Origin of the sequence: Bradyrhizobium dasycarpum, assembly GCF_042019905.1 — a bacterium.
GTDB lineage: Bacteria > Pseudomonadota > Alphaproteobacteria > Rhizobiales > Xanthobacteraceae > Bradyrhizobium > Bradyrhizobium japonicum_B.
On record NZ_CP169574.1, the window covers coordinates 1,759,831 to 1,780,423 of the forward strand.

The 20,593-nt window shown below is 65.2% G+C and carries 17 protein-coding genes and 4 pseudogenes; 4 read left to right on the forward strand and 17 right to left on the reverse strand.

Annotation, left to right across the window (positions count from 1 at the left end; translation table 11 throughout):
* Nucleotides 1-71 precede the first annotated feature (71 nt).
* From parC to rpoZ, 11 genes and pseudogenes are all read right to left on the reverse strand, one after another.
* Entirely contained in the window at nucleotides 72-2,330 is a 2,259-nt protein-coding gene (gene parC / locus ACETMP_RS08840) for a DNA topoisomerase IV subunit A (RefSeq protein WP_375160639.1), read from the reverse strand.
* Nucleotides 2,331-2,494: 164 nt separating this feature from the next.
* The gene (locus ACETMP_RS08845) at nucleotides 2,495-2,770 is read right to left on the reverse strand and encodes a hypothetical protein (RefSeq protein ID WP_375160640.1); all 276 of its coding nucleotides are present in this window, start codon (nucleotides 2,768-2,770) and stop codon (nucleotides 2,495-2,497) included.
* Nucleotides 2,771-2,870: 100 nt separating this feature from the next.
* Nucleotides 2,871-3,621 (reverse strand): annotated as a pseudogene (recO, locus tag ACETMP_RS08850) (DNA repair protein RecO).
* Nucleotides 3,622-3,743: 122 nt separating this feature from the next.
* On the reverse strand, nucleotides 3,744-4,124 hold the full coding sequence (locus ACETMP_RS08855; protein WP_375160641.1) for a hypothetical protein: 381 nt from the start codon (nucleotides 4,122-4,124) through the stop codon (nucleotides 3,744-3,746).
* A 21-nt stretch (nucleotides 4,125-4,145) separates the two neighbouring features.
* Nucleotides 4,146-5,072, reverse strand: a complete 927-nt coding sequence (gene era / locus ACETMP_RS08860; protein WP_375160642.1) for a GTPase Era — start codon at nucleotides 5,070-5,072, stop codon at nucleotides 4,146-4,148.
* A complete protein-coding gene (rnc, locus tag ACETMP_RS08865; RefSeq protein WP_375160643.1) occupies nucleotides 5,062-5,883 on the reverse strand; it encodes a ribonuclease III in 822 nt (273 codons plus the stop codon). The genes era and rnc overlap by 11 nt, the downstream gene beginning before the upstream one ends.
* Entirely contained in the window at nucleotides 5,880-6,644 is a 765-nt protein-coding gene (gene lepB, locus ACETMP_RS08870) for a signal peptidase I (protein WP_375160644.1), read from the reverse strand. Before lepB ends, rnc begins: the two co-directional genes overlap by 4 nt.
* A 249-nt stretch (nucleotides 6,645-6,893) precedes the next feature.
* A complete protein-coding gene (gene acpS, locus ACETMP_RS08875; RefSeq protein WP_375160645.1) occupies nucleotides 6,894-7,313 on the reverse strand; it encodes a holo-ACP synthase in 420 nt (139 codons plus the stop codon).
* Nucleotides 7,310-8,062, reverse strand: coding sequence for a pyridoxine 5'-phosphate synthase (locus ACETMP_RS08880; RefSeq protein ID WP_375160646.1), 753 nt, complete (start codon nucleotides 8,060-8,062; stop codon nucleotides 7,310-7,312). Before ACETMP_RS08880 ends, acpS begins: the two co-directional genes overlap by 4 nt.
* 110 nt (nucleotides 8,063-8,172) lie before the next feature.
* Nucleotides 8,173-10,459: pseudogene (locus tag ACETMP_RS08885) on the reverse strand (RelA/SpoT family protein).
* Between the two features lie 205 nt (nucleotides 10,460-10,664).
* A complete protein-coding gene (gene rpoZ, locus ACETMP_RS08890) occupies nucleotides 10,665-11,057 on the reverse strand; it encodes a DNA-directed RNA polymerase subunit omega (protein ID WP_008133017.1) in 393 nt (130 codons plus the stop codon).
* Nucleotides 11,058-11,386: 329 nt separating this feature from the next.
* On the opposite strand from rpoZ, the gene ACETMP_RS08895 reads away from it, so the two are divergent.
* Together ACETMP_RS08895 and ACETMP_RS08900 are read left to right on the forward strand one after the other, a co-directional pair.
* A complete protein-coding gene (locus ACETMP_RS08895) occupies nucleotides 11,387-12,031 on the forward strand; it encodes an NYN domain-containing protein (protein WP_028135957.1) in 645 nt (214 codons plus the stop codon).
* Nucleotides 12,012-12,685, forward strand: a pseudogene (locus ACETMP_RS08900) (uracil-DNA glycosylase). Before ACETMP_RS08895 ends, ACETMP_RS08900 begins: the two are co-directional and overlap by 20 nt.
* Here the strand turns inward: ACETMP_RS08900 and ACETMP_RS08905 are convergent.
* Genes ACETMP_RS08905 through dapA form a run of 4 tightly spaced genes read right to left on the reverse strand, consistent with a single transcriptional unit; the run spans nucleotide 12,682 to nucleotide 15,155 of the window.
* Nucleotides 12,682-13,260, reverse strand: coding sequence for a peroxiredoxin (locus ACETMP_RS08905; RefSeq protein ID WP_375160647.1), 579 nt, complete (start codon nucleotides 13,258-13,260; stop codon nucleotides 12,682-12,684). The pseudogene ACETMP_RS08900 and the gene ACETMP_RS08905 sit on opposite strands and share 4 nt — an antisense overlap.
* A gap of 4 nt (nucleotides 13,261-13,264) precedes the next feature.
* Entirely contained in the window at nucleotides 13,265-13,738 is a 474-nt protein-coding gene (gene smpB, locus ACETMP_RS08910) for an SsrA-binding protein SmpB (RefSeq protein ID WP_027530006.1), read from the reverse strand.
* A 60-nt stretch (nucleotides 13,739-13,798) separates the two neighbouring features.
* Nucleotides 13,799-14,212: a large conductance mechanosensitive channel protein MscL gene (gene mscL, locus ACETMP_RS08915; protein WP_375161868.1), complete on the reverse strand. Its 414-nt coding sequence runs from the start codon at nucleotides 14,210-14,212 to the stop codon at nucleotides 13,799-13,801.
* A 52-nt stretch (nucleotides 14,213-14,264) separates the two neighbouring features.
* Complete coding sequence (gene dapA / locus ACETMP_RS08920) at nucleotides 14,265-15,155, reverse strand: 4-hydroxy-tetrahydrodipicolinate synthase (protein WP_375160648.1); 891 nt, start codon at nucleotides 15,153-15,155, stop codon at nucleotides 14,265-14,267.
* Nucleotides 15,156-15,435: 280 nt separating this feature from the next.
* Here dapA and ACETMP_RS08925 point away from each other — a divergent pair.
* Together ACETMP_RS08925 and ACETMP_RS08930 are read left to right on the forward strand one after the other, a co-directional pair.
* Nucleotides 15,436-17,857, forward strand: a pseudogene (locus ACETMP_RS08925) (lytic transglycosylase domain-containing protein).
* 244 nt (nucleotides 17,858-18,101) lie between these two features.
* Nucleotides 18,102-18,374 (forward strand): DUF3551 domain-containing protein, encoded by a 273-nt coding sequence (locus ACETMP_RS08930; RefSeq protein ID WP_375160649.1) that lies wholly within the window; start codon nucleotides 18,102-18,104, stop codon nucleotides 18,372-18,374.
* Nucleotides 18,375-18,447: 73 nt separating this feature from the next.
* Here the strand turns inward: ACETMP_RS08930 and ACETMP_RS08935 are convergent, their stop codons facing one another.
* Nucleotides 18,448-18,750: a DUF3551 domain-containing protein gene (locus tag ACETMP_RS08935; protein ID WP_375160650.1), complete on the reverse strand. Its 303-nt coding sequence runs from the start codon at nucleotides 18,748-18,750 to the stop codon at nucleotides 18,448-18,450.
* 140 nt (nucleotides 18,751-18,890) lie between these two features.
* Complete coding sequence (locus tag ACETMP_RS08940; RefSeq protein WP_375160651.1) at nucleotides 18,891-20,426, reverse strand: porin; 1,536 nt, start codon at nucleotides 20,424-20,426, stop codon at nucleotides 18,891-18,893.
* Nucleotides 20,427-20,593: the final 167 nt, after the last annotated feature.

Here is a 20,593-nt window from a genome sequence, read left to right on the forward strand (position 1 = left end):
ATCCAGTGCAGCGTGGGTCCCGGCTCTGCGCAGCAGCGTTGCACGCTGCAGCGCGTCCGGGACACAAGCCCCTACCCGATCACCTTGCCGAACTTGTTCGACTTGGGGAAACCCTTCGGCGGCAGGCGGCCGGCGTCGGCGCGGGTGCCTTGCCACTCGGCGAGCTCCTTCATGGTCGCGGAGAATTCGCGGCCCGCGGAGTCCTTCCAGGTCAGGCCGGCCTTGGCCTCGAACACGGTCACGTCCGAGAGGCCGCCGTCCTTGTACTTCTGCAGGCGCACGCCGCGGCCGCGCGCCATTTCCGGCACCTGGTCGAGCGGGAAGATGAGCATCTTGCGGTTCTCGCCGATCACCGCGACGGTGTCGCCGACCACTTCGGTGATCGCGCGCGCCTCGTTCGGCATGTCGACGTTGAGGACCTGCTTGCCCTTCTTGGTGGTGCCGACGCAATCGTCCTCGTTGACGACGAAACCCTGGCCCTCGTGGCTCGCGACCAGGAATTTGCGCCCGCCCTTGTTGACGAACAGCGCGACCGGCGCCGCCTCCTGCTCGAGGTCGATGAACAGGCGGATCGGCTCGCCGTGACCGCGCCCGCCCGGCAGCTTGGCGACGTCGAGCGTGTAGAACTTGCCGTTGGTGGCGAGCAGCAGGAGCTTCGAGGTCGTCTCGGCGAAGAAGGCGAAGCCGAGCTTGTCGTCCTGCTTGAAGGCGAGCCCCGAGAGATCCTCGACATGGCCCTTCATGGTGCGGATCCAGCCCTTGTCGGAGACGACGACGGTCACCGGCTCGCGCTCGACAAAGGCCTCCTCGATCGCGGCGAGATCGTGCTCGGGCGCGTCGGCAAAGGTGGTGCGGCGCTTGCCGAGCGGCGTCTTCGGTCCGAACATGTCGCGGACCTTGCCGACCTGCTCGGCGACCTTCTTCCACTGCTCGGCCTCGGAGGCGAGCACCGCGTTGATGCCCTTGAGCTCGGCACGGAGGTTCTTGTCCTCGGTGCGGATCTCCATCTCCTCGAGCTTGCGCAAGGAGCGCAGGCGCATGTTGAGGATGGCTTCGGCCTGCACCTCGGTGAGCTTGAACACCTTCATCAGCGCCGGCTTCGGCTCATCCTCGGTGCGGATGATCTTGATCACCTTGTCGATGTTCAGATAGGCGATCAGGAAGCCGCCGAGGACTTCCAGCCGGTGCTCGATCTGCGCCTTGCGGTAGTTGCTGCGGCGGAGCAGGACGTCGCGCAGATGGTCGAGCCATTCGCGCAAGGCCTCGGCAAGGCCCACGACCCTGGGCACCTTGCCCTTGATCAGCACGTTGAGATTCAGCGGGATCTTGTTTTCGAGCTCGGTCAGCCGGAACAGCGATTCCATCATCAGCGCCGGGTCGACGTTCTTCGATTTCGGCTCGATCACGATGCGGACGTCTTCGGCCGACTCGTCCCTGATGTCGCCGACCAGCGGCAGCTTCTTCTGGTCGAGCAGCTCGGCGACCTTCTCGATCAGGCGCGATTTCTGCACCAGGAAGGGGATCTCGGTGACGACGACGACCCAGGTGCCGCGTGCGCCCTCCTCCTGCTCCCACCTCGCCCGGACACGGAACGAGCCGCGGCCGGTGGCATAGGCCTCGGCGATCGCCTGCTTGGAATCGACGATGATGCCCCCGGTCGGGAAGTCCGGGCCCTTCACCCACTTCAGCAGCGCCTTGGACTTCGCGTCGGGCTTCTCGATCAGGTGCAGCGCGGCGTCGCAAAGCTCGGCGGCGTTGTGCGGCGGGATCGAGGTCGCCATGCCGACCGCGATGCCCTGCGCGCCGTTGGCGAGCAGGTTCGGGAAGCCGCCGGGCAGCACCACCGGCTCCTTCGACTGGCCGTCGTAATTGGCGCGGAATTCGACGCCGTCCTCGTCGATGCCATCGAGCAGAAGCCGCGCGACATCGGTCATGCGCGCTTCGGTGTAGCGGTAGGCGGCCGGATTATCGCCGTCGATATTGCCGAAATTGCCCTGGCCGTCGACCAGCGGGTAGCGCGAGGAGAAATCCTGCGCGAGGCGCACCATGGCGTCGTAGATCGCCTGGTCGCCGTGCGGATGGAACGAGCCCATCACGTCGCCGACGATCTTGGCGGATTTCTTGAAGGCGGTGCCGGGGTCGAGCCTGAGCAGGCGCATGCCGTAGAGGATGCGCCGATGGACCGGCTTCAGGCCGTCGCGCGCGTCCGGCAGCGCGCGGTGCATGATGGTGGAGAGCGCATAGGCGAGATAGCGCTCTTCCAGCGCTTCACGCAGCGGCACCTCGTGAATTTCGGCCGGTTCTTCCGGCGGAACGATCTGTTTTCCCATGCCGCCCGGTTAAACCGTGGAAGGGAATCGGGCAAGGATGGATTGGTTCCGTGGGCGCGGCGGCTACAGCATGATCCGGGAAAGTGCGCAGCGGTTTTCCGAAAAGATCATGCTTAAACAACGACCTAAAGCGCGATGACGATTCATCCTCGTCGCATCGCGCTTTAGTGCCCTGCCCAGCCGGCTGTCACGGTCTGGGTCTTGTCCTGGGCCGGCGCCGGCGCATTGGCCAGACAGCGCCGGGCGGCCTCGATTTCGGCCTCCGTCGCCCCCTTTGACCGCGCCCATGCCTCTGCGGCGGCAGCGGAATATTTGGCCACATAGTACCGCACGACAGTGCAGGACGCCCGGCGAAACACGCCGGGTTGCGGCTCACCAGCCCCGGCTTCGGGCGCGAACGCGAGCAGCGCCGCGGAAAAGGCGAATCCCCTGATCAACATTTGGGCTGTCCCCGTTGTGGAACCTAAGGGCGAACTCGATGGCCCCGATTTCGTTCCCGCGGAACTCAGTCAGATAGGACAAGGCAGAGTTCAATTTTACTCATGGCGCGGGAATCGCGGCTCGCGCCTGTTGCCGGATCAGGGCGTTGATGAAGCCCGCGCGCGCGTCGGAATGGCCCTGCCCCCGCGGCTCCAGCACGTGACGCAGCAGGAACAGGCCGGTGAGCCGAAAGCCGTCCTGGAGGTCCTGCTCGGTCAGGTCGCTGGCGGTTTCGCCCTGGCGCAGGAACGGCGGCAGGCGCAACAGGCGGTCCCGCCAGGGCTCGCCTGCGCTGCGCGACACTGCGCCGCCGGATTTCGGCGAGACGTAGATCAGCTCGGCGGTCTCGCCGGTTACCGCACAGTTTTCCAGCGCCAGCCCGAAGCCGAGCTCGGCGAGCATTGCCAGCTCGAAATGGATGAGGTGCACGGCCGCCCCCGATGTCCTCGAAATCGTCGAGCGCATGCTCGAGCAGGGCAAACATCTCCTCGTGCGGATCGCGCTCCGGCAGCAGGCGCGCGATCGACGCGAGATGAGTGATGCCGTAGACGCCGTGGGAGGAACCGAGCAGCGTAGCCGCGCGCAGCTTCAGGCCTTCGATCGTATAAGTGCCGAGATGCTCGTCGAGCCGCGCCCGCCAGACCGCGCTGACGCTGTTCCCCGGCTGCAGGAGCGGCCGCAGCCGCGAGCTGGCCCCGCCACGCACGAGGCCGAGATGCCGGCCGTGGGCGCGCGTCAGGAGCTCGACGATGGCGCTGGATTCGCCATGCCGCCGCACCCCCAGCACGATGCCTTCGTCGGTCCATTCCATGGGGTCAAGTGTAACGGATTCCGGCACGCAATCGTAGGGCGGATTAGCCGAAGGCGTAATCCGCCTATGCTTGCGCACGGAGGCGGCGGATTGCGCTCTTCGCTAATCCGCCCTACGCGTCCTCACGCGTTGAACCAGCCCTGCGCGTCGCCGGTGAAGGAGAAATACAGGCCCATCGCGGTCAGCGCGCAGGAAACGATCTCGATGGCGCTGTCGAGCTCCAGGCCCTTCGCGCCGATGATCTGGCCGAGCGAGATCACCGACAGCACGAGCGCTGCCGCCAGCACCCAGCGCGGCCAGTTCTTGCGCCCGTGCGCGGCCAGCCGGACGAAATAGAGAAGGAGCAAAATCATGCCGCCGGCGAGCAGGGTCCCCGTCATGATCATCTGCTCGGTCATCTCGGCATTGGGCGTGCGGTCCTGCACCGCCACCGACAAGGCGTCCAGCATCAACGATGCATAGAGCAGCGCTTCGAAGCGCCTGACATTGCTGGGCACGCTCATCGGATACCGATCTTTTCTTGGTTATTCTCTCGGAAAGTCCAGACCCATCTCGCGGTAGCGATCGGGATCGTCGCCCCAATTCTCGCGCACCTTGACGAACAGGAACAGATGCACCGGCACGTCCAGGATCTGCATCAGCTCCTTCCGGGAGTCAGCGCCGATCGACTTGATGGTGGCGCCGCCCTTGCCGAGCACGATCTTGCGCTGGCTTTCGCGCTCGACGAAGATCGTCTGCTCGATCCGTACCGACTTGTCCTTGCGCTCCTCCCACTTGTCGGTCTCGACCGTGGACTGGTAGGGCAGCTCCTGGTGCAGCTTCTGATAGATCTTCTCGCGCGTGATCTCGGCCGCCAGCTGCCGCATCGGCGCGTCCGACATCTGGTCCTCTGGATAGAGGAACGGACCCGGCGGCACCATCTCGGCGAGCGTCCTGCGGAGATCATCGACGCCGTCGCCCGAGATCGCCGCGATCATGAAGGTGCGCGCAAACTTCATGCGCTCGTTGGCGGCCTGCGCCAGCGCCAGCAGCTTCTCGCGCTGGACCAGGTCGACCTTGTTGATGACGAGGATCTTCTCGTGATTGACGCTCGCAGCCTTGGTGAGGATCGCCTCGGCCTCCTCGTCGATGCCGGTCTTGGCATCGAGCAGCACGCAGACGAGATCGGCGTCATGCGCCCCGCTCCAGGCGGTCGAGACCATGGCGCGGTCGAGCCGCCGCTTCGGCAGGAAGATGCCGGGCGTGTCGACCAGGATGATCTGCGCGTTGTTCTCGATCACGATGCCGCGGATCAGCGCGCGCGTGGTCTGCACCTTGCGCGAGACGATCGTGACCTTGGCCCCGACCAGCGCATTGACCAGCGTGGACTTGCCGACATTCGGCGCGCCGATCAGCGCGACGAAGCCGCAGCGCGTCGCAATGGGCGCCTCGCCGCTTGCTTCAGCCGTCATTGCTGCCGCCGACGCCTTCGCGTTCGATCATCACCGAAGCTGCTACCTTTTCTGCCGCGCGCTTGCTGCCCCCAACGCCCTCGGCCGGCGCGAGGCCCGGCAGGTCGACGGCGACGCGGAACTGCGGATCGTGATGCGGGCCGGTGCGCTCGACCTCGCGGTAAACCGGCGTCGGCAACCCTTTGCCTTGCGCCCATTCCTGCAGCACGGTCTTGGGATCGCGCAAGGGACGGCGCGGCTTGTGCATGCGCTCGGTCCAGTTGCGCCTGACGAACTCGGACGCCGCTGCGTAGCCCCCGTCGAGAAAGACGGCGCCGATCACGGCCTCGCAGATGTCGCCGAGGATGGATTTGCGCAGCCGGGCATCGGCGCTGGAGCCGACCGAGCCGAGCTTGATGTCGTCGAGCAGTCCGAGCGACTTGGCGACGTCGGCGCAGCTTTCCTTGCGCACGAGCTCGGCAAGACGCTTGGAGAGCTCGCCCTCATCGGCGTTCGGGAAGGCGTGATAGAGCATGTCGGAGACGACGAGCCCGAGCACGTGGTCGCCGAGGAATTCCAGGCGCTGGTAGCTGTCGCCGCGCTTGCGCCCGGACTTCAACGCCGAGACATGCGTGATCGCCTGCATCAGCATGTTCGGGTCGGTGAAGCTGTGGCCGATGCGCGCCTCGAGCGCCGCATTCGCATCGGTGCCCTTGGCCTTGCTGCTCCGCGCCCGCTTCTTCTTGGCAGGCGTCTTCGCTGCAGCTTCGCTCTCGGGAGCGGCTTGCGCCTCGGTCGGTTGGATGGCGATGTGTTTGGCTTCGTCTTTCATCGGACGATTTTGAAGAACCGATTCCAGCGTACCGCCCACGGCCAGCGCCAGAACATCCAGGCATGCTCGCCTTCGGCGATGGAGAAGAAGATCATCTGGGCGCGGCCGATCAGATTCTCCTTCGGCACATAGCCGACCTGGCCGAGAAAGCGGCTATCGGTGGAGTTGTCGCGGTTGTCGCCCATCATGAAGAAATGGCCTGACGGCACGGTGTAGACGTTGGTGTTGTCGACGTAGCCGTTGTCGGCGCAGTCGAGCGTCTCATAGGACACGCCGTTCGGCAGTGTTTCCTTCCAGCGCTTGACCCGGGAGATGCCGCCACCTTCCGAGCCGCAGGGCTCCTCGCCGACATATTCGCTCATCCGCTGCCGCTCGACCGGCGTGTCGTTGATGTAGAGCAGCCCGTCCCGCATCTGGATGCGGTCGCCGGGCAGGCCGATCACGCGCTTGATGTAGTCGGTGGAATCGTCCTTCGGCAGGCGAAACACGACGATGTCGCCGCGGTCCGGGTCCGAGCCCCAGATCCGGCCGGAGAACAGCGGCGGCGAGAACGGAATCGAATAATGGCTGTAGCCGTAGGAATATTTCGAGACGAACAGATAGTCGCCGACCAGCAGCGTCGCCTTCATCGAGCCGGACGGGATGTTGAAGGGCTGGAACAGGAAGGTTCGGATCACCAGCGCGATCAGGAGAGCGTGGATCACGACTCGGATCGTTTCGCCGACGCCGCTCTCAGTTTTCGTTCCCGAAGTCACGCTCATTGCTCTCTCAATTCCGGCCGGCGATCACAGAGCGCCCTCCTCCCGCGAACGGCCCACCGGTTCGCGGCGCAAGGAGATTGTCCTGATTCTGACAGTGAGGGCCAATTCCGGCGTAAAGCCGAACTCGCCCAGGCTGATTTGCGTCCGCGGACTTTTAGACGGTTGTCGCAGGCCACGCAATCAAGGATCGCATCAAGACTTGGTAAGATATTGATTTACAACGAAGATCACAAAATCCGCGACGCCGCGTCAGGGTTTCGGCAGCGGCACGGCGGAAATGATGACGAAGGCCTGCGCCAGCGGCCAGTCGTCGGTGATCGACACGTCGATCCGGGCCTCGCACCCCTCCGGCGTCAGGGCCTGGAGCCGGGCCAAGGCGCCGCCGGTCAGCTGCATGGTCGGCCGCCCGCCCGGCAGGTTGACCACCCCCATATCGCGCCACCAGACGCCGCGCCGGATCCCGGTGCCGAGCGCCTTGGAGCAGGCCTCCTTGGCGGCGAAGCGCTTGGCGTAGGTCGCCACCACCATCCTCTCGTTCTTGGCGCGGCGCTCCGCCTTGGCCCGCTCCGCCGCGGTGAAGACGCGGTCGAGGAAGCGCTCGCCATGGCGCTCGATCACCTTGGCGACCCGGGTGATGTCGATCAGGTCGGAGCCGATACCGATGATCATGCCCGGCCCCGGCCGCGGTCCATGGCCGCGCGCATGCTGCGCACCGTCTCGGCCAGCCCCACGAACAGCGCTTCGCCGATCATGTAGTAACCGATGTTGAGCTCCATGATCTCAGGCAGGGCCGCGATCGTCTCCGCGGTCGCGTAGTCGAGCCCGTGCCCGGCATGGACCTCGAGCCCGGCGGCCTTGGCCAGCTTCACTCCCGCCACGATCCGCTGCCATTCGGCCTCGGCCTTGGCGCTGTGGCCGTCGACCACGGCGTCGCACCAGGCGCCGGTGTGGATCTCGATCACGGGCGCGCGCAGCTGCGCCGCCATCTCGATCTGGGCGGGATCGGCAGCGATGAACAGCGAGACCCGGATGCCGGCATCGCTCAGCTGCGCGATACGGGGCGCGAGCGCGTCACGCTGGCCGACCACATCCAGCCCGCCTTCGGTGGTCACTTCCTGCCGGCGCTCCGGCACCAGGCACACCGCATGCGGCCTGGTGGCGAGCGAGATGCGCATCATGTCGTCGGTCGCCGCCATCTCGAAATTGAGCGGCTTGGAAATCTCGGCCTTCAGCCGCGCCATGTCCTCGTCGCGGATGTGGCGGCGGTCCTCGCGCAAATGGGCGGTGATGCCGTCGGCGCCGGCCTCGATCGCCAGCAGCGCCGCCCGCACCGGATCGGGATGGCGGCCGCCGCGCGCGTTACGCACGGTTGCGACGTGGTCGATATTGACACCGAGGCGAAGCTTCGAAGCGGGCATTTCAGGACTCGCGAAGTGACATTTCCCAGCTCGTCATGCGCGGGCTCGACCCGCGCATCTATCTTCTTCGAAGAGATGGGTTGCCGGGTCAAGCCCGGCAACGACAAGCATCATCCATTAACACGTTCGACTTTGGCGACGACCGCCTTGGCGCGCAGCTGGGCCAGGATCGCGCTCAGATGCTTCAGATCGTAGACCTCGAGATCGATCGTCGTCTCCGTGAAGTCCGGCGAGCGGCGCTGCATGCTGATGTTGTCGATGTTGCCGTCGTGCTCGGCGATCACGGTCGCGATCTGCGCCAGCGCGCCGGGCTCGTTGACGTTCTCGACCCTGATGCGCGCCGGGAAGCGCTGCGGCGCAGAATCCTCGATGTCCCAGCGGACGTCCAGCCAGCGCTCCGGCTCCTCCTCGAAATCCTTCAGGGCCGGCGCCTGGATCGGGTAGATCGTGATGCCCTCGCCCGGCGTGACGATGCCGACGATGCGATCGCCCGGCACCGCGCCGCCGTTCGGCGCGAACTTGATCGGCAGGTCGGAGTTGATACCGCGGATCAGGAATCGCGACTGGGCTGCGCGGCTGCTCCGACGACTTCTCCTTGAGCTTGGCGGCAAGCCCCTTCTTGACGCCGTAGCGCGCGATGCGCTCCTCCTTGTAGTCGGGATACATCGCACGCGCGACGTGGGAGGCCTTGATCTCGCCGCGTCCCACGGCCGCCATCACGTCCTCGATCGAGGTGCGCGCGAGCCGCGGCAGCGCGCCCTTGAGCTTGTCGTCGGCATATTCGATCTTGGCGCGCTCGAACAGGCGCTCGACGATGCGCCGTCCCAGACCGGCATATTGATCGCGCACCGCGGTCCGCGTGGCGCGGCGGATCGCGGCGCGGGCCTTGCCGGTGACGGCGAGCGTCTCCCAGGCCGATGGCGGCGCCGATTGCGCCTCCGAGGTCAACACCTCGACCTCGTCGCCGTTCTGCAGCTCCGAGGACAGCGGCGCGAACTGGCCGTTGATCTTGCAGCCGACCGCGCTGTTGCCGACGTCGGTATGCACGGCATAGGCGAAATCGATCACGTTGGCGTGGCGCGGCAGCGCGATCAGCTTGCCCTTCGGGGTGAAGCAGAACACCTGGTCGTGGAACAGCTCGAGCTTGGTGTGCTCGAGGAATTCCTCCGGATTGGCGCTCTCCGAGAGGATACCGATGGTGTGGCGCAGCCAGGCGAAGGCATTGGATTCGCGCTTGAGGAATTCGGTCGGCGAGCCGACGCCCTCTTTGTAGAACACATGCGCGGCGATGCCGCGCTCGGCGATCTGGTCCATCGCCTCGGTGCGGATCTGCAGCTCCACGCGCTGGTTGCCGGGGCCGATTACCGTGGTGTGGATCGAGCGATAATCGTTCTGCTTCGGTGTCGAGATGTAGTCCTTGAATCGCCCCGGCACGACCGGCCAGGTGGTGTGGACGATGCCGAGTGCGCGATAGCAGGACTCGATGTCGTTGACGACGAGGCGGAAGCCGAAGATGTCGGACAGCTGCTCGAAGCCGACCGACTTGCGCTCCATCTTGGTCCAGATCGAGAACGGCTTCTTGCGGCGGCCGTAGACCCGCGCCCCCAGGCCCCTGTGGCGCAGATTGTTGGAGAGCTGGTCCTCGATCTCGCCGATCAGGTTGCGGTTGCGTTCGGCGAGCGCGTCGAGGCGCTGCATCACCACCGAATAGGCTTCGGGATCGAGGGTGCGGAAGGACAGATCCTCCAGCTCCTCGCGCATTTCCTGCATGCCCATGCGCCCCGCGAGCGGCGCATAGATGTCGAGCGTCTCCTCGGCGATGCGCCTGCGCGATTCCGTCGGCACGAAGTCCAGCGTGCGCATGTTGTGCAGACGGTCGGCGAGCTTGACCAGAAGCACGCGGACATCGTCGGCAATGGCCAGCAACAATTTGCGCAGATTCTCGGCCTGCTTGGCCTCCCGCGACACCAGCTCGAGCCGCTTCAGCTTGGTCAGGCCCTCGACCAGCGCGCCGATCTCCGGCCCGAAAATCTGATCGATCTCGGCCCGCGTCGCCTCGGTGTCCTCGATCGTGTCGTGGAGCAGCGCCGCCACGATGGTGGCGTCGTCCAGCTTCAGGTCGGTGAGAATCGCCGCGACTTCGAGCGGGTGCGAGAAATACGGATCGCCCGAGGCGCGGGTCTGCGACCCATGCGCCTTCATGGCGTAGACATAGGCGCGATTCAGCAGGTCTTCGTTGGTGTTGGGATTGTAGGACCTGACGCGCTCGACGAGGTCATATTGACGCATCATGCGCGCGCGGGGCTTGGCCGGGCGCGCGACCGGCGCAGTCGGGGCCACGGCAACCGATTCGGTTGCGGCCTGCATCTGCGTGGATCTGCGGCGCCGATATACCATGCCGTCCTGCCTTCAAACGGGCCTGGGGCGGCCCGTTGTATACACCTTAGCTCCGATCGCGCCCGCGTCCGATCAATTCAGTGACAGCACGCCGCGCCGACCACAACGCTATGGTAACCACGAAAACGTCAACAAAAGCAAAGGCCCGAACGACGGTTCGGGCCTTTGATAAGATCACAAGAAGTCGATGATCGCGACGGACGATTTACTCGTCCTCCTCGGGCTGCTCCTCGGGCGGCGCAAGGCCTTCGAGACCCTTCAGAAGCTCCTCTTCGGTCATGCGCTCGACCGCGACTTCGGTATCGTCCGCATCGACGCTCGCGCCCGCGGAACCGATCAGCGGCACCGTATCCGGCTCGGGCTCGTCGACCTCGACGAACTTCTGGAGCGAGTGCACCAGCTCCTCGCGGAGGTCCTCCGGCGAGATGGTCGTGTCGGCAATTTCACGCAAAGACACAACAGGGTTCTTGTCGTTATCGCGGTCAACCGTTAGTTGTGAGCCGGACGAGATCATGCGGGCACGGTGGGCGGCCAGCAGGACCAGGTCAAACCGGTTGTCGACCTTGTCGATACAATCTTCTACGGTGACGCGAGCCATGGACTGTCGCTCCGTTGTGGGTGGGACGAAATATGTGGATGATTGGGGCTAGTTATAGGGATGGGGCCGGTTTCGCAAGGCCAATTTGTGATTTGGCCTCGCCAAACGGCTCTGCTACCCCCACATTGGGGCTGGGATGGGTGGTTTCCCGGGCTGCCGTCGAGGGTAGCGCCGGGTGTATGCAAGTCCGCCATAACTATACCTTGATTGCCCCGACTTCTCCGGATTTGCGGTTTCGACGGGTCTGAGCGGCACTCCGGAAACGCGCGGCTTGCTGTCGCCGCGCCAACAATAAAACGATCAAACACGAACACTACGCGAGCAACTGAATGTCACCTTCTCCTACCAACAAGATCGCGCTCTTCATCGACGGGGCCAATCTCTACGCGACGGCGAAAACTCTGGGCTTCGACATCGACTACAAGCGCCTGCTGAAGGAGTTTCAGGGCCGCGGGACGCTGCTCCGGGCGTTCTACTACACCGCCATCATCGAGGATCAGGAATACTCCTCGATCCGCCCGCTGATCGACTGGCTGGACTACAACGGCTACACCGTCGTCACCAAGGCGACCAAGGAGTTCATCGACGCCTCCGGCCGCCGCAAGGTCAAGGGCAACATGGACATCGAGCTCGCCGTGGACGCCATGGAGCTCGCCGAGCACATCGACCAGATGGTGCTGTTCTCCGGCGACGGCGACTTCCGCTCCCTGGTCGAGGCCGTGCAGCGCCGCGGCGTGCGGGTGACGGTGATCTCCACCATCGCCAGCCAGCCGCCGATGATCGCCGACGAGCTGCGCCGCCAGGCCGACGTCTTCACCGACCTGGTCGAGCTGCAGTCCAAGCTCGGCCGTGATCCGTCCGAACGCCCCGCCCCGCGCGACCGCGGCGAGCGCGAAGCCCGTCACCACGCCCCGCAATTCCTCCAGCGCGCAACCACGATGGCGCCGAGGGGCGATGACGACTTCGAGGAGTGAGGCGGCTCGGCCGAGCCGCCAGCCTACCACCGTCGTTCCCGACCGTGATTGCCCGCTCTGTCCGCGCCTGGTTGCCTTTCGCGAGGCAAACCGCGCGCGCGAGCCCTTGTGGCACAATGCGCCGGTCGCCCCCTTCGGCGACATCAAGGCGCGCCTCCTGATCGTCGGCCTCGCGCCGGGGATGCAGGGCGCCAACCGCACGGGACGGCCGTTCACCGGCGATTATGCAGGCGACCTGCTCTATGCCACGCTGCTCGAATACGGATTCGCCAGGGGTACCTATCAGGCGCGTCCCGATGACGGCCTGAAGCTGATTGACTGCCGGATCGCCAATGCCGTGCATTGCGTGCCGCCGCAAAACAAGCCGCTGCCGGCCGAGATCAACACCTGCCGGCGGTTCCTGGTCGCCAATCTCGGACGATGCCGAAGCTGCGCGCGATCATCGCGCTCGGCCGAATTGCGCACGACAGCGTGCTCAAGCCGCTGAAGCTGAAGGCCTCCGAGGCCCCGTTCGGCCATGGCGCCGTGCACCAGGCCGGTGCGTTCAGGCTGTACGACAGCTACCATTGCTCGCGCTACAACACGAACACCGGCGTGCTGACGCCGGACATGTTCCGCAGCGTGTTCGCGAAAGTGAAGGCGGACCTGGATTAGCTCCTGGGGTTGGCCTTGAGCCAGTCCAGCACGTCGCCGGCGTTCTGGTCGGGCGGAAACACCGGATAGAAGACGTGCGTGATGCGTGCGTCGTCGATGATCAGCGCGAGGCGCTTGATCAGCGTCAGGCCCGCGACCTCCATGGTCGGCAGCTTCAGCGCGCGCGTGAGCGCCAGCTTCTCGTCCGACAGCACGGGGAACGGCAGATGCAGCCGTGAGGCCATCTCGGTCTGGTAGGCGTTGCTCTGGGTCGAGAGGCCGAACACGTGGGCGGCACCGGCGGCCTTCAGCTCGGCGAACAGATCGCGAAACGCACAGGTCTGCGGCGTGCAACCCCGCGCGCCCGGAATCATGTCCCAATCATCGACCAGCGCGATCTTGCCGGGCTCGCCGGTGCGCGGATAGGCGAACACCACGGTCCGGCCGCGCAGCGCCGACAGGCTCACCGCGGTGTCGTTGGTGGCAAGCAGGCCGATCGGCGGCACCACCATGCCGGTGAGATGCGCGGCCGCGCCGTCATCGACCGGCGCGGGAATCCGGCTCCAATCGACCTCGAGCAGGTTCCGCTGGGTCATCTCGTCAGCCCCTCGCCCGCATCAGGCGCCCCTTCTCCCGGCTCCAATCGCGCTTCTTCTCGGTCTCGCGCTTGTCGTGCAGCTTCTTGCCCTTTGCAACCGCCAGCTGCAATTTGGCGCGGCCACGCTCGTTGAAATAGAGCTTGAGCGGGATCAGCGTCATGCCTTCGCGGTCGACGGCGCCCATCAGCTTGTTGATCTGCCGGCGATGGAGCAGCAGCTTTCGCGGCCGCTTGGGCTCGTGGTTGAAGCGATTGCCCTGGAGATATTCGGGAATGGTGGCGTTGATCAGCCAGATCTCGCCGTCCTTGGAATCGGCGTAGGATTCCGCAATCGTGCTCTTGCCGTTGCGGATCGACTTGACCTCGGTGCCGGTCAGCGCAATGCCCGCCTCGATCGTGTCCTCGATCGCATAGTTGAAGCGGGCCTTGCGATTTTCCGCCATGACCTTGATTGGACGTTCGTTTTTATCGGCCATGAGAGGACATACCCAATCGAGATGCGCAGCAAGGCTAACAGTTCGGATGAAGCGCGCGCGTCACTTCTTGAGGAGGTCGCGGATCTCGGCCAGCAGCTCGACCTCGGCCGACGGCTTCGGCGGCGCGGCGGGCGCGGCCTCCTCCTTGCGTTTCAGCGTGTTCATGGCGCGGATCACCAGGAACAACACGAAAGCGACGATGATAAAGTTGATCGTCAACGTCAGGAAGCTGCCGTAAGCAAGGACGGCGCCTTGCTTTTTCGCATCCACTAAGTTGGTGGCGGTGACCGCCTTCGACAAGGGGATGAAGTGGTTCGAGAAGTCGAGGCCGCCGGTGACGGCGCCGATGATCGGCATGATGACGTCGCCGACGAGCGATGTGACGATGGCGCCGAAGGCCGCACCGATGATGACGCCGACCGCGAGATCGACGACGTTGCCCTTCATGGCGAACTCACGGAACTCCGTGAGCATCTTCCTGCCCTTCTCGTCGACGCTCATGAACGGCTCCCCCGCACTGCTCGCCTCAGTTGATCAAGCCAGCGTGCACCATGGCGCTGCGGACCGCAACACGGGTCGGCTCGGACACCGGCACCATCGGCAAGCGCAGCGTCTCGTCCAGCTTGCCGAGCAGCGACATCGCGTACTTGATCGGCGCCGGATTGCTCTCGATGAACAGGTTGTTGTGCAGCGGCATCAGCTTGTCGTGGATCGCGAGGGCTGCCTTGGTGTCGCCCTTCGCCCAGGCGACGTGGAATTCCGAGCACAGGCGCGGCGCGACGTTCGACGTCACCGAGATGCAGCCGTGGCCGCCATGGGCCATGTAGCCGATGATGGTGGCATCCTCGCCCGAGAGCTGGTTGAAGTCCTCGCCCATCGCGGCGCGCTGCTGCGACACGCGCACCATGCTGGCCGTGGCGTCCTTGACGCCGGCGATGTTCTTCAGCTCCCACAGCCGCTTCATGGTGTCGACCGACATGTCGATCACCGAGCGCGGCGGGATGTTGTAGATGATGATCGGAATCCCGATCGCGTCGTTGATCGCCTTGAAGTGCTGGTACATGCCTTCCTGGGTCGGCTTGTTGTAGTAGGGCGTCACCACCAGCACGGCGTCCGCGCCCGCCTTCTCGGCGTGCTGGGAGAGCTCGATCGCCTCCTTGGTCGAGTTGGAGCCGGCGCCCGCGATGACAGGCACGCGGCCCTTGGCTTCAGCGATGCACCACTCGACCACCTTCTTGTGCTCGTCATGGCTGAGCGTCGGGCTCTCGCCGGTGGTGCCGACCGGGACCAGGCCGTTGGTGCCCTCCGAGATCTGCCAGTTGACCAGCGAGCGGAAGGCGGCCTCGTCCAGCGAGCCGTTCTTGAACGGGGTGACCAAGGCGGTGAACGACCCCCGGAATTTCGTCTTGGCTGCCATGGACTTCCTCCCGTACGCGGCGATCTCTCAAGCAAGCGCCATTCATATCGGGTCTGTCCCGCCGGTAAAAGACCCGCTGCCGTGTGACGCACCGTTTAGGCCGCGATTTTGCCGCGGTGATGGTGCAAATCGGTCCGAGGTAAGCGGCTGTTGGTATTTTGTCCGCATATTCAATCAAATACAGCTAAATCTTGAGCCACTTGACTGATTCGGGGCGACGATACCCGTGACCTCATTCCCTCGTGCCGCCTGGCGGTCCACCGGCCTGGTCCTGTGCCTGATGGCAGGGCTGTCGGTAGGATGTGCCGCCCTGGCCAAGTCCAATGAGACGCCTGCGGAAACCGCAAAGCCGGCCGCCAAGGATGCAGCCAAGGATACAGCCAAGGGCTCGTCCAAGGAGACCAAAGGAACTGGCAAGGGCACGGCCAAGGATACAGCCAAGGATACAGCCAAGGGCGCGAGCAAGGGCGCGGCCGCCGCGCCGGGCAAGGACGCCGTCAAGAAACCGGCCAAGGATGTCGGCAAGGAGGCTGGCAAGAGCGCCGGGAAGGACGCGGCGAAGGAGAAGCCCAAGCCTGCTCCAACGTCTGCCCCAACGCCTGCCGCAGCGGCGCCTGCGCCGAAGGCACATCCGGCTGCCAGCGGCTCGCCCCCTAAAACGGCCCCCGCGACGGCCGCGGTCAAACCTTCCGCCCCTCCCCCACGCCCCGCCGCAGCTCCCGTGCTGGCTCCGGCGACCCGCCAGCATGCCACCCCGCGCAAGCCGGTCGTCCCGGCCGCAGTCGCAGCGACGTCGTCGACGTCGCAGGGCGACAAGGAGACGCCTCGAGAGCGTCATCGAGCTGGTGCGCAAGCGCAAGGCGGCTGACGCCACCAATGCGGCGGCCGGCATCTCGGATCCGGTCGCGCGCAAGCTCGCCGAATGGATCATCCTGCGCAGCGAGGACAACGGCGCGAGCGTGGAGCGCTACCGCGCCTTCCTCTCCGCCAATCCGAGCTGGCCGTCGCAGACCTTCCTGCGCCGGCGCCTCGAAGCTGCGATGTGGGACGACAGGCGCGACGATTCCGTAGCGTGGTCGTGGTTCGAGCACGAATCTCCGATCTCCGCCAAGGGCCGCTTCATGCTCGCCAAGGCGATGCTGGCGCGCGGCGACCGCGCCAACGCCGAGCGGCTGGTGCGCGAGGCCTGGCGCAGCGATCCGATGTCGGAGGACACCGAGAACAACGCGCTCGACCAGTTCGGCGCCCTGCTGACGCCGGGCGACCAGAAGGCGCGGATGGACACCCTGCTCTACGGCAGCGAGAACGAGGCCGCGCTGCGCGCCGCCAAGCGCCTCGGCGCCGGCTATGTCGCGCTCGCCAGGGCACGCATCGCCGCGGTCAAGAAAGCGCCGAACGCGCGCGCGCTGCTCGACGCGGTGCCGCGCGAGCTGCACAACGATCCCGGCTTCCTCTTCAGCAAGATCCAGCTGCTGCGCCGCGAGGAGAAGTTCACTGAAGCCGCCCAGCTGATGTTGTCGGCGCCGAAGGATCCGGGCCGCCTCCACAATCTCGACGAATGGTGGATCGAACGGCGCCTTTTGGCGCGCAAGATGATCGACACCGAGGAATTCCGCAGCGCCTATCTGATCGCGCGCGATGCCGCCCTGCCCTCGCGCGACATCTACAAGACCGAGCAGGAGTTCACCGCCGGGTGGATCGCGCTGCGCTTCCTCAACGATCCCGCGACTGCCGCGCAGCATTTCGCCCGCATCGGCGTCGGCAGCGTCAATCCGACCGCGTTGGCGCGTGCCGGCTATTGGCAGGGCCGCGCCGCGGAAGCGATGGGTCGTCAGCAGGAGGCGCGCAACGCCTATGCGCGCGCCGCCGAACAGTCGACCAGCTATTACGGCCAGCTCGCGCGGGCCAAGCTCGGCCTGCCGCAGATCGAGCTCAACAATCCGCCGCGTGGCCGCGGCGCCGACCGGCTGGAGATCGTCCGCGCTGCGCAGCTGCTGTACGAGCTCGATGAGCGCGAGATGGCGATACCGCTGCTGGCCGACATGGGCGAGAACGGCGATCCCGAAGCGCTCGCCGGCCTCGGCGAGCTCACTCAACGCTACAGCGACGCGCGCGGCATGCTCCTGCTCGGCAAGGCTGCGCTCAACCGCGGCCTGCCGTTCGACTTCTACGCCTACCCCGTCAACGGTATTCCGCAGTTCACGCCGATCGGCCCCGAGGTCGAGCGCAGCATCATCTACGCCATCGCGCGGCAGGAAAGCGCATTCAACCCACGCGTGGTTTCACCGGCGCAGGCCTACGGGCTGATGCAGGTGACGCCGGACGCTGCACGCTACGTCTGCAAGCGCCACGGCGCCACTTACGATCTGGGCCGGCTGAAGAACGATTCGGTCTACAACGCCACGCTCGGCTCGGCCGAGCTCGGCGGACTGCTCGAGGATTACCGCGGCTCCTACATCATGACCTTTGCCGCCTACAATGCCGGTCGCGGCAGCGTGAAGAAGTGGGTCGAACGCTACGGCGATCCGCGCAACCCGAAGGTGGACGCGGTCGACTGGGTGGAGCTGATTCCGTTCTCGGAAACGCGCAATTACGTGCAGCGGATCATGGAGAACCTTCAGGTCTACCGCGCCCGCTTCGGCGGCGGCACGCGCTTGCAGATCGAGGCCGATCTGCGTCGCGGCGCCGCAAGCGTGGAATAGCGCGCCTCGATGTGCAGACCCTGCCCCGCGAGATGATCCGGGAAGGTGCGCCGCGGTTTTCCGGGACACGCTCAAACAAGCGACCCAAGGCGCGACGAGGGTACATCGCCATCGCTTCGACGTTCAGGTCATCGTGTGGCCGGCGTTCGGCATGATTCCATGACGGTCCGATCCCCTTGCGATATAATAGGAACCGGCATTGCGACCATCGGTTGGTAGGCTCTATAAAACCTGGAGACGTGTCATGTTGCGCATAGTCGGTGCATTCGCGATCGCGGCCGTGTTCTTGTCGGCTCTTCCGGGCGGCGGCTCGGCTGCCTACGGCAAGAACCGCCAGCAGCCCCGGCAGGCCGAGGCCATTCAGGATCGCTATTGCCTGCAGGGGCGGCGTTGGGGCTATCCCGGCAACTGCCAGTTCTCTACTTACGCGCAGTGCTTGGCGACTGCGTCTGGCACGATCGATGCCTGCGGGCTGAACCCGACCTATGCCTTCCGTGAGGGCAGAGGTGCAAGATAATCGCCTGACCGCTCTCGTCGAGAGAGCGGCAGCTCGCGCCCAGACCCCGTCCCGTGACCTCAGGATTCGATCCCTACCACATCCTGTCGGGGGCGGATCGGCGATGAGGCGGGCGGGCTGAAGTCGGCTCGGACCAATAGGGGTTCGTCACGCACATCGCCGGCAATCCCAGCGCAGAAGCCTTGCAATCCTCCCACGTCCGGTAGCTGCAGGAAATCCTGTTGCTGCCGCCCCACTCCCATTGCTGCAGGCACACCGGGTAGTTGGAGTCCACGGGTGCAGCAGCCGCCGGCGCGAACACCGGGCTAACCACGGCGACCATCGATGTCGCGGCGAGCACGCTGAGCATCCGTCTCCAGATCGTGGAAATGTTCATGGTCGGAAGCTCCTTCTGCCGGCTCTCGAGCAACGCCGCGCGCTCGAGCAACCCACCATTTAGGTGCTCGGTGCACTGCCCGCAAATAAAAACCCCGGCAGTTTCCTGCCGGGGTTTTCCGATCAATCGGAAGATTGATCTTAGAAGTTACGCTGAGCGCGGAACAGCACCTGGAGGTTGCCCTGGTCCTTCAGCTCGTAGGTAGCTGCAGGCTTCGCAACCGCGGCGTTCGCGGTGTTGGCTCCCGAGATCGTGCCCGAGTACTTCTGGTCGAGCCAGACGTAGCTCACGTCCGTCGTGAACGCGAGGCCCTTGACGGGAGTCCAGACGATGTTGCCGCCGATGACCGCGAGGTTGAAGTCGGGGTTACAGGTAGCACCAGCCGACGGAGCCAGACCAGCGGCGAAGTTCGCGCAGATCAGAGCCTTGCCCGTATCGCCGTAGCGAAGCGAAGCATAGGCGCCGTAGATGCCCGAAGCCCAACCCGGAGCCCAGTTGTGGGTGTAACCACCGCGGAAGCCCCAGGTCTTGACCGTGTCGATCCCCGTGCCGGTACCGAACACGCCATCAGCGATGCCAGCGAAAGCAAGGCTCTGGTACGCAACGCCGCTGCCGCCGTACATGAACAGGGTCTGCGGGAACAGGCTCTGGAAGTTGTAGTGCGAGGCACCGTCGGTATAGACCGCCTGTAAGTTGATCGAGTCACCCGCACCAGTCGGGATGTTCTTGATCGACAAGGCGCCCTGCACCGCCCAGCCCCACTTGTCGTCGGGATGGCCAGTGAGTTCGGTTGTGCCATAATAGCCCGAGTGGATGTTATGCGCGACGGCCGACAGCTGGAACAGACCCCAGGCCTGGTCGACACGGACCGAACCGACGATATCGGGCACGCGCGTGCCACCCCAGGCGGACACGCCGTACTGGCCCTGGATCATGGCAGCGCCCGCGGCCGCAGCCGTGGCGAAGCCACCGACGCCGCCGGCAACACCAACCACGCTAGCATTCCAGAGGTTCGACTGGCCGTTGGCACCCGTCGACTGATCCTGCAAGGCGACCGAACCGGTGATGCCCTGGCCGAAGTCAGCCGTGTAGGCGACCTGGTTGATACCGGTGACCCAGTTGGTGCCGCCCGGGAGGAAGTCGGGACCGCCAGCCGGATAGCTCTGCCACGGAGCGTCGAAGATCGAGACGGTGCGGCCGAAGGTGAAACCAGCGAACTGGATGAACGCGTGGTAGAGGCCGAGCGAGGCCGCGCCGGTCGGAGCGGTGGTCGCGCCGTTAGCCGTGCCGGTGACGGACGGGGTATCATAGGAGAAGACCATGTCGGCGTAGGTACGAACCACACCGTATTCGGTCGCCGTACGCGTATCGACGGTGAAGTCCATACGAGCGCGGGTCGTGTAGTAACCGCTCAGACGGTTCTTGCCGCCCTGCGGAGCGCCCTGACCGATGCTGTAGTCGCCGTTGGTGTTCGCGAGCGCGTCAGCGCGCACGTAGCCACCCAGCTTGATGCAGGTGTCGGTGCCCGGGATGTAGTAGAACCCGGCTCCGTACAGCGAGCAGATCCGCACGTATTCGACCGCCTTGGCCTTGACCGGCAGATCGGCTGCTTGAGCTCCGCTCACGGCGATCAGACCCGCCGCTGAGCCGAGCAAAAGGCTCTTAACCAACTTCATGTTAAACCTCCAAGTTGCTCTTCAGGGAAGGTTACTGACCGGACGGCCAATTCCCCAACCCCCTCTAAATCACCGCTTTGGCCCCCTTCGCGCCTTCGGACACACCCGCATGAACGCGAGGGACTTAAGCGAATGACCTAAACGGGACGACCTCGGGATGCCCCCCT